Origin of the sequence: Micropruina sp. (genome assembly GCF_047602085.1) — a bacterium.
Classification (GTDB): Bacteria; Actinomycetota; Actinomycetes; order Propionibacteriales; family Propionibacteriaceae; genus Micropruina.
The window spans coordinates 503,047-515,222 of the sequence record NZ_JASGID010000004.1; the positions used below are offsets into that span (position 1 = coordinate 503,047).

Annotated in this window: 9 protein-coding genes; 1 reads left to right on the forward strand and 8 read right to left on the reverse strand. The window is 66.3% G+C overall.

The annotated features are described in order from the left end of the window. Positions 1 to 462: 462 nt before the first annotated feature. From QM721_RS08685 to QM721_RS08715, 7 genes are all read right to left on the reverse strand, one after another. Positions 463 to 1,764: an RAMP superfamily CRISPR-associated protein gene (locus tag QM721_RS08685; RefSeq protein WP_415120963.1), complete on the reverse strand. Its 1,302-nt coding sequence runs from the start codon at positions 1,762 to 1,764 to the stop codon at positions 463 to 465. Then, the gene (locus QM721_RS08690) at positions 1,761 to 3,092 is read right to left on the reverse strand and encodes a type III-B CRISPR module-associated Cmr3 family protein (RefSeq protein ID WP_415120965.1); all 1,332 of its coding nucleotides are present in this window, start codon (positions 3,090 to 3,092) and stop codon (positions 1,761 to 1,763) included. Before QM721_RS08690 ends, QM721_RS08685 begins: the two co-directional genes overlap by 4 nt. Continuing rightward, a complete protein-coding gene (locus tag QM721_RS08695) occupies positions 3,089 to 3,661 on the reverse strand; it encodes a hypothetical protein (protein ID WP_415120967.1) in 573 nt (190 codons plus the stop codon). The genes QM721_RS08690 and QM721_RS08695 overlap by 4 nt, the downstream gene beginning before the upstream one ends. Beyond that, positions 3,658 to 5,181, reverse strand: a complete 1,524-nt coding sequence (locus tag QM721_RS08700; protein WP_415120969.1) for a Cas10/Cmr2 second palm domain-containing protein — start codon at positions 5,179 to 5,181, stop codon at positions 3,658 to 3,660. The genes QM721_RS08695 and QM721_RS08700 overlap by 4 nt, the downstream gene beginning before the upstream one ends. Beyond that, positions 5,174 to 7,363 carry a hypothetical protein gene (locus tag QM721_RS08705; RefSeq protein WP_415120971.1) on the reverse strand — a complete coding sequence of 730 codons (2,190 nt, stop codon included), beginning with the start codon at positions 7,361 to 7,363 and terminating at the stop codon, positions 5,174 to 5,176. Before QM721_RS08705 ends, QM721_RS08700 begins: the two co-directional genes overlap by 8 nt. 264 nt (positions 7,364 to 7,627) lie before the next feature. Further along, positions 7,628 to 8,590 (reverse strand): WYL domain-containing protein, encoded by a 963-nt coding sequence (locus tag QM721_RS08710; RefSeq protein WP_415120973.1) that lies wholly within the window; start codon positions 8,588 to 8,590, stop codon positions 7,628 to 7,630. Next, positions 8,587 to 9,537 carry a helix-turn-helix transcriptional regulator gene (locus tag QM721_RS08715; protein WP_415120975.1) on the reverse strand — a complete coding sequence of 317 codons (951 nt, stop codon included), beginning with the start codon at positions 9,535 to 9,537 and terminating at the stop codon, positions 8,587 to 8,589. Before QM721_RS08715 ends, QM721_RS08710 begins: the two co-directional genes overlap by 4 nt. A 493-nt stretch (positions 9,538 to 10,030) precedes the next feature. Between QM721_RS08715 and gluQRS the strand changes: the two genes are divergently transcribed. Continuing rightward, positions 10,031 to 10,921 carry a tRNA glutamyl-Q(34) synthetase GluQRS gene (gene gluQRS / locus QM721_RS08720; RefSeq protein ID WP_415120977.1) on the forward strand — a complete coding sequence of 297 codons (891 nt, stop codon included), beginning with the start codon at positions 10,031 to 10,033 and terminating at the stop codon, positions 10,919 to 10,921. Between the two features lie 158 nt (positions 10,922 to 11,079). Here gluQRS and QM721_RS08725 read toward each other — a convergent pair whose 3' ends face one another. Beyond that, complete coding sequence (locus QM721_RS08725) at positions 11,080 to 12,093, reverse strand: FKBP-type peptidyl-prolyl cis-trans isomerase (protein WP_415120979.1); 1,014 nt, start codon at positions 12,091 to 12,093, stop codon at positions 11,080 to 11,082. Between the last annotated feature and the right edge of the window lie 83 nt (positions 12,094 to 12,176).

The following is a 12,176-nucleotide window of genomic DNA, read 5'->3' on the forward strand; positions in this document are numbered from 1 at the left end:
CCCGCAGGCCTCTCCGTGGTCACTGCAACGAACCCAACGCCATGCCTACGAAAGTCATCGCTGCAGGCGCCGTGATCGTGATGACGGAGAGCTCGGTCACGGGAAGCGCTCCGCGTGCCCAGCGCAGCATGTGCCCGCCGTCGGGTCGCAACCCAACCTGCTGAGGCCCGCCGTCCCTCAGCACATGAGCTGCGACGAAACTCCCCGGCATGCCCTCGGTCCCTGCCGCACCGCGGCGCAACTCGGCGCCTACGCAAGGCGCGACGGGGTCGATCCGCCATCGGACCCACCGATCAGACCCCCACGCCCACAACCAACCGGTCGGCACGATACTGCTCGGCCCACTGGCAGATGCCACCAGCCCGTCGTGCCCGGCCCAGCACCAACCGTCCACTGACGCGTCTGTTTGACCAACAACCTCATTCCAGGCGCAGCGGCCGAGCGGCCTGATTGCGTAGCCGGTCATGATGCCTCTCCTCCTACAGGCCCGGGCACCGGGTTGGGGGTCGGCCGCGACTTCGCCAGCCGAAGCGTCCCGTACCCGCGCGATGTAAGGCCGCCGACGCCAATCAGTCGGTCGTCGATGTCGCGGACAACATGCTCCAGCAACAACACGCCGAGTTCGTCCGGGCTATCCGACGCGTCGATCTGCAGCTTCACCGTGGCGCCTGGCGCGATCGCCTCGACCGCGAACAGTGCACCGCCGGCTCCGTCCCCGTTCCCCGATCGGTCCAGAGCGCCGCCGGTGACCCGGTCGATTGCCACATGTGTGCGCTCGACGGTACGAGAGCCGACCAGATCGCTGTCTCTGAAGCGGAGAATTCCGCGCTCGCCTTCATCCTTTGAGGCACCTGACGCTCGCCCCGTGCCGAACAGGTCGCCCACAATGCGCGTGCATTCTTCTTCGCCGTACCCGCGGACGCGAAGGATATGTTCGACGCGATGCCGGAAGAGCCCCTTCCAGCTTGACCCTGGCACCCTGAAGCCCGTTCGGTGCACCGTCTTCTGACCGGCTTTCTTGATTGGCTTTCCACACCCCAGGTGGAGCGGTTCCTCAACCGTGAAGTCGATCTCCAGAACCCTCTCGGGCCTGTGCTGAATAGTCCCTGGACTAGGCGCGTCTGCCCGTTTCCAACCAGGCGGCTGATCAGCTTCGCTTGCGCCGTCCCAGGTATGACGCGCGCCCAGCCACCAGGTCAGATGCGCGGAATCGTCGAGATCCAACTCGGCGCAGTGAACACTACGGACAAACGCGTCGCCTTGTCCCGAACTGCGCCGCCGCCCAACCACAGGCGCCCAGGTCGATAGTCGCTCGATCAGCGAATCCAGGCCGGCTGTTGCACTGTCCAGCTGGAGGAACCAGTGGACGATGGTCGGGTTCACCTCGGTGGCCGGAACGACCTCTTCTTCGCGCAGCATGTGCTGGCTGGCCGCCCGTCGTTTGGCATCGATCGCTGTCGTCATCCGCGTGGTGATCGACTCCGGCGTTTCCAGGACCGCCCCAAGGCACCGCAAGGGCGACGGAGTCCCGGGATCGTCGTCCGAGCTTTCGGCTGAGCCGAGCCACAGTTCATGGTCGTCATCGAGATGCCTCCGCAGCGATCCGACCAGCGATGTCGCCGGCAGGAAGGCCGAACCTCGGCCATCACCACGTGGGTCGGCCAAGACCGGAAGATCGATATCAGAAATCGTGTCGGCAACACCACCCACAGCCCAGGGTCGCTCGATGGCCAGATCCACTCGAATGATCACTCGTCCGTTCACTTCTGGCGCTCCTGTTTCGCAAGTCGATTGATCAGGCGATCGAACTGGTCGAGGAAGTTGGCTTCATCGAGAAGGTCACTATCGAAAAGGTCAGATAGCGCTGACTTGGCGGCCACCGGCAGCTCCGTAAACCAGCGATTCTTCTTCTGCTTCGCAATGGTGGGTTCTGGGCTGACGTACTTCTTCTGTCGCGCTGCTCGGATTTCTCTCAGCGCGCCCTGCGCCGACCGCAGCACCGCACTGACCGGGGTCCTGCCGATCGCGGCCACCAGCACATCGAAAGCAACCTCGATCGGCTCCTGTTCGGGCTCCGATTCATCCTGTGGCATCTGTTGAGGCGGGAGAATCTCAAGCTGCCCGTATCCCTCGAACGTCCGCAGTCCGATGCCGTGGACGAGCCGCGACCAACCATCCGGTGTCAGGCCTTCGACCACGATCGTGCTGCCGGCGGCAAGCGCCCAGTCGGCCGGCTTCGGCAGCGCACTGCGCATGTGCCACCCGGTGACTCGCTCCGACCTTGTCCAGGCCCGGACCGAGACGAGTTGGTCACCACTGACACGGGACAGTTCAGCAAGCCAGTCCGACTCGGAGAGACTCGCGGCACCCCATCGGTCGACAACGATCGCCGGGCTGCACAGCCGCAGCGCGGTCCGCTCACCCGGTTCAGTGGCATCTGGCTGCGGATCCCGCTCCAGTTGGATGGTCGCCGCACCCATCACGGAACGCTTGCCCCCGACACGAAGGTGAGCTCCGTCGATCCACTGCTGCACACCGGCGGGTGCCCAGAGGACACCCTCCAGGCGGAGACCTTTCGGCATGGATTCCCGCCTGAAGAGGTTCCCGTCCGCCGCCGTGCCGTTGGGTTCCAGCTTGGTCCTCGTGGTTCGTGCTGCGGCGTAGCCACGTTTCCAGCCCGGATCCGTCTTGGCCGTTCCTCCGCAGAACGAGCACGACACTGCTGCCGGAGCCCCGCCACCCGCGACGACGGCAGCAAGGTCGAGCAAGAACTTTCCACAATCCTTGTCCGGTTTGGGGTATTTGCAGAAGAACATGGACGCCGAGTTGAGGTGTGTATCGTGTTCGCGATCGGTGCCGTCCTGGACCGGTACCGCTTGGCTGACCGCAAATTGCGTATCGAACAGTTCCGTGAACTGCTGCTCGTCCTCACCCCGGTTGTCGGCACCCAACCACCACAGCGCGGCCAACGCTCCTCTCACCGTGGCACCAGGAAGCACCTCATGCATCGGCGTGTGATGCAGAATCTCACCGGTCGCCGCAGCCGACACCCGCGACTGCGTCGTGATGCGATAACGGAAACGTTCGGTCATCTGTGCTCACCTCCCACCAGTTCGCGCAGCCGACCGGAGTCTTCGACCGACCATTCCTGCTTATCGACGATGGATACCCAGCCAAGACCTCGGCGGCGCGCATGCCCCAAGGAAGTCACGCCCCGTGCGGCGGCTCGGAGCACCAGCCGATGATCATCAATCTTGTCAGCTGGAATCGGTCGCAACTGAGCAACCTGGAACTCCGCCGTGTCCGCCCAGACGCATTCGCTGATCAGCAGACTTCCCTCATCGCTACGTCCCTCGCCCACGATCTTCAACCGCGCCTGCCGGCCGACCTTCATCGACTCATCGACCTCACCGTCCGACCAAGCCCACGGCGACCCCAGGTCCCCGCTCCGTCGAGACTCGAAGCCTCGCCCGAAGACTTGATGGACCAGTGACCTACGGATGTACAGGTCGTGCAGTGCCGTCGCCCGCATCAGCCCCTTCAGCGAGCTGGCCGGCAATAGCTGGTCGCGATCAACCCGCGCGTCGATCCCATCCGAGCTCTGCGCGGCGGTGATGGAGAACGGCGTCCTGAAGTGGACGACGAAATTGAGCGCGGTCACAGCCCGCTCCTTCCCTGCTTGGGCCACCATCGGGCTCGGTCCAGATCGGACCGAAGACCAATGAGTGCCTCTGCGAGTTGTTCCGCTCCGGCCGGCTCACGCCCCGACAAGACCTTGGCATTGTCGGTACGGACACACCATCGCTTGACGTCCTCCCACAGCGCCGTGAGTTGGTCGACGTCATGGTCCGAGTTGAGAGTGGACAGGGACACCGGCCAACGGTCACGAAGGATCGCCTCAAGCGTCGTGCGTGCCGACGATGTCATCCTGGCGGTCGGCAAGTCGTCGCCAAGCTGATCCGGCCAGGCGAACCGGCCCGGCGGCACACTGGCCTCGACGGTGAGATCCACCCAGCTGACCGCCGCCGCCCCGCGTCCGGACGCCTTCGCTTGGGACAACGCACGGTGCGCCATGTCGGCGCAGTCCGCAAAGGGATGGGTCCGGTTGGCGAAGGCGATTCCCACGCCCAAAGAGACTCCGTCTCCCAGCTTGGTGACCTCGTCGGCCTCGGCGTCGTTCAATGCCCCGGAACCCTTGGCCGCTTCAACCAGGGCAGCAAGACCGCTCTTGAAGACCTCGTCGAACTTGGTCAACAGTGCGGTCACGTACTCCCAGGCGAAGCGGGCCCCGACCGAGGCGAGCACATCGTCGCCACCCACGAGATGGACGATCGCGCTGGGATACTTGGCGTCCGGATCGCCCACGCACCCCGCGTTGGCCACAGCATCCCTCGTGGCCCTTTCCAGCAGTGCCGACAGCGCAGCCTGCACAGTCGTCTCATCGCCCTGGTGAACAAACGGACTCGACGACATCCGGGCCAGGTGCTCGAACACCGCCCCGACACGGTTCCCGTCCGCGGCGATCGTCGCGAGGTGGTTGTTGGCAGCACGCCTCCCAACGGTCTGCGGCACCGCTTCCTCACTGGCCACACCACCAGTCCGGGCCAAATCATCGAACGTCATTCCTCGGGGGGCATTCGTCAGCCTCGCGCTCGAAGCCAGCCGATCGAGGCAGTCAGGGCCCAGTGCCACGTCCGTGTTCTCACCCGGCAGCTTCGTGGTCTCGACCGCGTACTCATGACGACAGCCGTCGCATGCGTTCGCAAAGGGGACATCCAACTCGGTCGGCGGGAAGTGCCACTCGCCGTGGCTAGTGAGGCCTTGATCGGCCGCGGCCTTCGCGATCGCGTAGCTCGTCGCCTGGTGAGCCCATGCCTTCCACTCCACGCCCGGAAGCTCGTCGGCGACTGCGCGCCGCAGCCAATCAGCGACAGCACGCACTGTCGTCGGCTCCGGATCGTCGACCCGAAGCACGATCACGCCGTCCACGTCCGGGGCGTCGTCGGCGAGACGGACGCCACCTGCAAGTGGCCGATCCGCGAGCAGTCGCCGCAGACGGTCGTCGCCGGTCTTCTCAGCCAACGCACGTGACGCTCCTCGGCTCAGAACGAGTCTTGGTGTGCGGCTGATCCACTGCTGGATGCGCACCGCAGCGATGCAGACGTAGGTCGGATCAGGCATTGGTTTCCCCGTCCTTGATTGCGGGGCTCGCCTTGCCCTGCGCCACGTCGTTGAGGTCGGGGAGCACCACGTAGGGCCGGGTGTCTTCTGCGAGTTGCTCACCTGAGTTCTTCTTGAAGAACTCAAAGGCCTCCGCGAAGCCCTTCGAACCGTAGCTACCCCACGGCTTCGTGATCGGATAGCTGACCAGCGGCTCGTCAGCGCCGAGACCGTGCCGTGCCATCACTTTCACGGCAGCATTGTGGACAGCAGTGAGGTCGCCGCATCGCCGTCTCAACTCATTCCGATCCTGCGGTTTCCACGACCAGGACAGGGCGGCTGGCCGGCTGCCGCCGTACCGCGAGGAAACCGTCGTCACCGTCAACTGAGCGATGGTTGCGGACACGGAGCCGAGGCCGAACGGCTTGCCTCCGCCGAGGTGAATCGCGCAGCCGTGCCCGCCGAGGATTCGGTTCGGATCGAAGGCCGCAAGCAAAGTCAGCAGCGCCAGTCGATCCAGGCCGTCGAAACTGATCGTTTGGGTGAGGATCTGTCCAGGAGCCAGGAGGTCGACCACGGTCTGGAAGCTGCCACCCGAACCGGCCAGTAGGTGCCGCGGCTTGGGATTGGACACGCCTGCTTCCTCGACGGCCTTCACCTGGGCCTTAGGGTCGCTGTGCCAGTAGAATTTCCGGCCCCGCACCTGCCGTGCCCCGCCGATTTCGGATCCCCACTGAGCGGGCATCACCCCGTTCGAACCACCACCGGGTGCGGTCCTGGCGAGGTAGAACTGCGCCGCGCCAGGGCGCGGGCTGCTGAGCGGAGCGAGCCGGACCTGCTCACCGGAGAGCTTCACGCCCTTCGCCGTGATCGCGCCGAACCGGACGTGGCCGCCGTAGGCGTCCTGCTGGCCTTGTCCTGCGGCTTCTCCGGTCGGGTCGATACTGCCGAAAATGCTGCAACTGAGGCACAGGTGGTCGGCGTCGCGACACGGCGTAGCTTGGACGCGGCCCTCCAAACTGCCGGCCCCCTTAGGGGTCTCTCGCCAGGCAGCAGCCAGCTTGACCGCCGTGACCTCATGCGGCCCCTGCCCACTCGCCGACGGGGCGGTCTTTACCCAAATCACGTCACCCGCATAGAGCCGTCCGTCAGCCCGTCGTCGCCTACCAACCACCTGCCACAAGGCCGGATCGCTGGGCCGGTATCTGCCATCGTCCGCCTTGGTGACGTCAACGGCTCCCTTGGCAGCCCCACTCTCCCCCGGCAAACGAACCTTGACGCCCGGCAGTTTGGCCCACCATGTGACGTCCTCGAAGAGCTCTTGACTGTGTTTGAGGCCAGCGGCCTCCGCCTTCTTCCTCGCCTGCTCATTCAGCTGGCTATCTCGTGAGCCCTCTGACAGGCGCTGAAACTCGGCGAAAGCGGACGAACCTTTACTGGGGAAGACAGCTAGCTGCGTGCCGAGCTTTCCCGCAGCCCAATAGCATGACGCGACCTCGGTGGCCAGCGCCTCCGGAGTGGCAGAGTTGCGTTTTTTGGTAATCTTGCGTTTCTTGGTGGTCTCGCGCGCCGCGACATCGGTGACCAGGAAGACGTACGCACCCTTCCCCCAGGTAGCCTCATCGCGCTCGACGGGCTGCCCTGTGGGCTCGTTGGCCCTGAACCTGTCTTTATCGACTCCGGGGACTCGGACGAGACCGCCCAGACCGTGCAGAGTGTCACCGGTGGTAGGAATCTTGCCGCGATAGGCAGTCCGCAGCGCAACGGCATTGATGCGTACCGGGTCACCATCGCACAGCCGTACCTTCTTCGGGACGCCGTCGTCGCTGCTCTCGACGACCACGGCCAACAGCCAGTCGTTCACGAGTCCCTTGGCCACAGGCTGCCGGTACACGGGCGTGAAGGTGGAGGTCAGCACCCTCGGGCAACCACCGAAGAGGGTTTCGTGGACACTGCGGACAGCACCCTTTGCTGACGATCCGGGAATGGTGACGGTCTTGGTCGTTGATTCATACCAGTGCTGGCCAGGCGGCAGGATCAATTCCGTCAGAGTATTCCAGCGGACCGTGAATGATCCCGAGTAGCGCTCATCAGCCGCATCGACACCGAAGACGTGCCCTGGAGCAGGAGCCCGCTCCACCCCTTCGGCCGGAAACGGAACAAAGGTGTATGGGTTGACGAAACATCGCTCTTTAGCTTGCATTTTCCCCCCTGCATCGGCCCCAGACGGAGCCTCCTTTTCCAAGTCATCTCGACCTGTGAGGACTCTATGTGCCAGAGTCTCAGTGTTGGGCAGTTCATGCCGGCATACCATGATTTTTCATTAAGAAATGCGCCGAGGTACCTGAGGGCGTCACTCACAGACTCTCGACCCATCATCGAGGCAAGGTCGAAGACGTCATGACCGTCACGAGCCGCCTCCGGCGCCGCGAGCACGATGGCCTACCCCCGGCCCGTTGTGCCCAGTTCAACCAGCGGCAAAAGCCTGGTACAGCGCCAAGGTCTCCGCAGCAGCGTCCCGGGCCGACTCCGCCGCCTCCACAGGCTCAACGCCAAGCACCTGTGGCCCCAGCCGCAGCAGCAGTGCCCGCAGCCAGGCCGGATCGGCCACCAGCAAGCTGATCCGCCAGCCCCCCTCGACCTGCTCGATTGAGCGCACCGGGTAGTACTCGCTGATCCATCTCGCCTGGTCGGCGACCGTCAAAGTGACCAGGGCTGCTTCGCGCCGCACCTCGAGCCAGCCGCCGTCGAACGCGGGTGGCTCGCCCCGATCGGCCACTCCCCCATCGGCCGGTTCAACGGCCGCGACCCGGTCGAGCCGAAAGGTGCGCCAGGCGTCCCGGTCACGACTCCAGGCCTCGAGGTAGACGTACCCGTCGCGGACGCTGAGCCGGTGCGGCTCCACCACCGGGGTGGTGGTCTCGGCGCGGGTCAGCCCGTCGTAGCTGAGCCGGACGGCCTGCCCTGCCTCAATGGCCTCCCCCAGCCGGTCGCGCACCGAACTCTCCGAGGTCGCGACCGCGACCGCGACCCGGCGGCTCTCGTGCGCACCGGCCACCGTCGACAGCTTCGCCAAGGCCGAGTCGACGGCCTCGCCCGCCGCACCGCCGGCCACCTCACGCACGGCCCGCAGCGCCACGATCAGGCTGGTCACCTCGTCAATGGTGAACCGCATCGGGCGCGACAGGTACTCGGCGTTGGTCAGCCGAATGCGGCCCTGGGCGTGCACGGCGTCCATGTCGATGTCGATCAGGTCGCCGGGCAGGCCGCCGGGCAGGCCGACGAACCAGAGCACCTCGAGGTCGGCGAGCAACCGCCGGGGAGTGATGCCGAAGGCGGCGGCGGTCTCGGCAAGGTCGGCGTCGGGGTGCGCCTGCAGGTAGGGCACCAGCGCCAGCAGCCGCGAGACCTGCTCCACCGACGTGCTCACCGGGCACCCCCCGCGATCACGGTGAGCCGCTCGATCACCTGGCGGCGCAGTTCGAGCGGCTCGAGCACCAGCACCGCCGGCCCGTGCCCGCACAACTCGGCGACGAAGTCGCCCTCTTGGCGGTACGGCACCCGCCAGGCGCCGAATCCGGACGGCAGCCCGTCCGGTTCGGCAACGCGCTGCCCTCGCCGGCGCAGGTCGGGCGCCTGGTGGCCGCGGATCGCGATCGTGGCCTGGGCGTCGGCCGGGGCCGGCTCCAGCGACCGGGTCAGCTCGGCCAGATCGACCTCCGGCAGTTCGTAGGCGCCCAGCTTGCCCACCGGTTGGGGCAACTCGTCGATGCGGGCCAGCTTGAACATGCGGGGCGCCTGCCGGGTGCGGTCAAGCCCCAGCAGATACCACGAGCCGCGCCGGTAGGTGAGAATCCACGGTTCCACCTCGCGGGCCACCCCGCGATACCCGAAACCGACCGCGGTGCGCGACATCGTGGCTTGCCACAGCGGTTCGAAGGCGGGCTCCTTGGCCCCGATGCTGGGGCTCAGTCCGTTCAGCCGGGACGCGTCGGGGTCGATGCCGGCGGCACGCAGCTTGGCCAGCGCGCTGACGGTGTGTTCGGCCAGGGTGGCCGCACCCCACACCTGGGTGGCCAGGCCGAGCGCAGTCGCCTCGGCGGCGGTGAAGTCGATCGGGGGCAGTTCGAAGTCTTGCCGGCGAATGCGGTAGCCAACCTCGTCGGGGAACAGCGGCGAGTTGCTGCCGGTCTCGACCGGCACGCCCATCGCGCGCAGATCGTCCTTGTCACGTTCGAAGGTACGTTCGAAGGCGGCGTCGCTCAACCCGGCGTAGCCGTCGACCACCTCGCGCAGGTGGGCCTTGTCGAGAAACCTCCGCGCCAGCAGCAGGCAGATCGCGAGATTCATGATGCGCTCGGACTTGCGTGGCGCCATCGATCCCTCCCTACCTGGTCGTCTGAGAACCACCGATCGCCAATGGCCGAGTTCGCGGAAACCGCGGACTGTCCGCCCTGACGAGAGTTACGAGGCTCAACCAACGGCTGACGCTTCAATCAGCGCAAGCAACACCGGTTGAGCCTATCGAAACCCCTTGTCAGAGCGCATATTCGAGGGTCTCGACACGCTCGACCGGACAATCGACTCTTCCTTGGTCTTTCGCTGGACGAGCTTGTCGAGACCTCACACGGAGTGCTCTCACTAGGGGTTTCGACGAGCTCCACCAGCGGTGGACGCATTGATCGGTACTTCCTTAGGTTGACCGTAGCAGCGTCGAACGGCAGCGTCGGCGCGACAACACGCACGCTCCAGGCGAAACCCGCAGGCGCGGTGCGGGTGCCGCTCGGCGAATCACCCCGAGGCCGTCTTGATCAGGCAGCCCCCACAACGGCGCCGCGGGCGTCCCGGCCGATGCGCAACAATCGGGCCCATGGCCGGCCGGTTCGCACCCTCCCCCACCTCGGCGCTGCACCTGGGCAATCTACGCACGGCACTGGTGGCGTGGCTGCTGGCCCGCCGCACCGGCCGTGACCTGCTGCTGCGCATCGAAGACCTCGATCAGCAACGGGTGGCGGCTGCCCCCGAGGTGGCTGCCGGGCAGGTGGCAGACCTGCTGGCGCTCGGGCTGACCTTCGACGGGCCCATCGTGCGGCAGTCGCAACGACTACCCCGCTACGCCGCAGCCGTGGCACAACTGCCCACCTATGAGTGCTTCTGCACCCGGCGCGAAATCGCCGAAGCCGCGTCCGCCCCGCACGGCGACGGCTACCGGCCCTACCCGGGCACCTGTGCGCGGCTCACCGCCAGCGAACGAGCGAGGCGGCGACGGGATCGTCCGCCCGCGCTGCGGGTACGGGCCGGCGGTGCCGTCGAAACCGTGACCGACCTGCTGGCCGGCCAGATGAGCGCCGTGGTCGACGACTTCGTGGTGGTGCGCAATGACGGGGTTCCGGCCTACAACCTGGCCGTGGTCGTCGACGATGTGGCGCAGGGCATCGACCAGGTGGTGCGGGGTGACGACCTGCTCAGCTCGTCGCCACGGCAGGCGTGGCTCACCCGGCAACTCGGCGGCAGCGTCGCCCAGTACCTGCACGTGCCGCTGGCGGTGAACGCCGAGGGACGGCGGCTGGCCAAGCGCGACCAGGCGGTGACACTGGCCGAACTCACTACCCGGGGCATCAACGCCGGCCGGGTGCTTAGCCTGCTGGCGCACTCGCTGGGGTTGGCCGGGCCCGACGAGCCGGTGCGTGCCGCCGACCTGATCGGACGGTTCGAGCCGCAGCAGCTCCCCCGCGCACAGTGGGTTGCGCCGCAATGGTGACGCCCGCCGGTCGAGCCCGTCGAGACCGCGGCCGGTCGAGCCTGCGGGGACCTCTGGCGGTCGAGCTTGTCGAGACCCCGGCCGGTCGAGCTTGTCGAGACCCCGGCTATACCGCTCTGACAAGGGGGTTTCGACAAACTCAACCAACGGAAGGCCGCTCAGGCGGCCTGGGTCGCCGCGTAGAGAATGTCGACCACGTACACCAGGGTGTCGCCGGCCTCGACCGGTGGACTGTTGCTGCCCTGCGGGTAGTTGTACTCCGGCGGCAACACCAGTAGCACTCGCTGACCGACCCGTTTGCCCAGCAGCCCCTTCTGCCAGCCCGGAATAGTGCCCGACAGAGCACCACCGTCGATGGCCGAGTACTTGTCTTCGATCACCTTGCCGGTCTTCCACGAGACGGCGATGTAGTTCACCGCGATGATGTCGTCGGCGGTGACCTTGTTACCGGTGCCCGCGGTGAGCGGCTGCGCGATCAACTTGGTCGGCGGGTCGCCCTGGGGCAGGGTGATCACCGGCTTGCCGTCCTTCTCGGTCACCGTGGGCAGTCCGGCCGCCGGGGTGATCGCCTTGCCGGTAGGCCCGGTGAGCACGGTGTCGACGATGTCGATCACGAAGATCAGCGAGTCACCGACCTCGATGCCCGCGTCGGCGCTGCCCCCACTGGAGTCATAGCCGTCGCTGCCGGGCATGGCTACCAGAATGCGGCTGCCCACCTTCTTGCCCGTGAGTGCGGTCTTGAACCCCGCCACCACCTGGTCGAGGTTGAACACGGCCGATTGGCCGGTACCGAAGTTGCCGTCGAACACTTTGCCGGTGCGTCCGTTGACGCCCTGGTAGTAGGCGAACACGTACTCCGGGTTGACCACGGCACCCTTACCCTCGGTCATCACCTTGACCCGGGTCTTGTCGATCGCCCACGGTGCGTCGACCTTAATCGTCGGCTTCTTGCCGAAAGCGGCGTTCTTGAGCGTGATGCCGTCGAGGCTGGTGGACGGCTTGATCGTCGCGGTGGCGGACGCGCTGGGCGAAGCCGACTCCGAGGCGGTGGCCGACGGCGAAGCGTCGGTGGGCGACGCGGACGGTTCGGCTGACTGGCCGCAGGCGGCAAGGATCAACAACGTGACGGCACAGGCAGCGGCCTGGGCAAGGCGCGAAAAGGCAAAAGGCACCCCCCGACTGTAGTCGACGCCTAACTGCTGACCGCGCAGCGCCACCGTGGTGGATCAAGCCTGTGAAAGCCCGAATTTTTGCT

Coding starts and splice junctions, on each gene's coding strand:
- QM721_RS08690 (WP_415120965.1), bottom strand. CDS start 3,092: ATGACCGAACGTTTCCGTTATCGCATCACGACGCAGTCGCGGGTGTCG.
- QM721_RS08700 (WP_415120969.1), bottom strand. CDS start 5,181: ATGCCTGATCCGACCTACGTCTGCATCGCTGCGGTGCGCATCCAGCAG.
- QM721_RS08705 (WP_415120971.1), bottom strand. CDS start 7,363: ATGCAAGCTAAAGAGCGATGTTTCGTCAACCCATACACCTTTGTTCCG.
- QM721_RS08715 (WP_415120975.1), bottom strand. CDS start 9,537: ATGGCGCCACGCAAGTCCGAGCGCATCATGAATCTCGCGATCTGCCTG.
- gluQRS (WP_415120977.1), top strand. CDS start 10,031: ATGGCCGGCCGGTTCGCACCCTCCCCCACCTCGGCGCTGCACCTGGGC.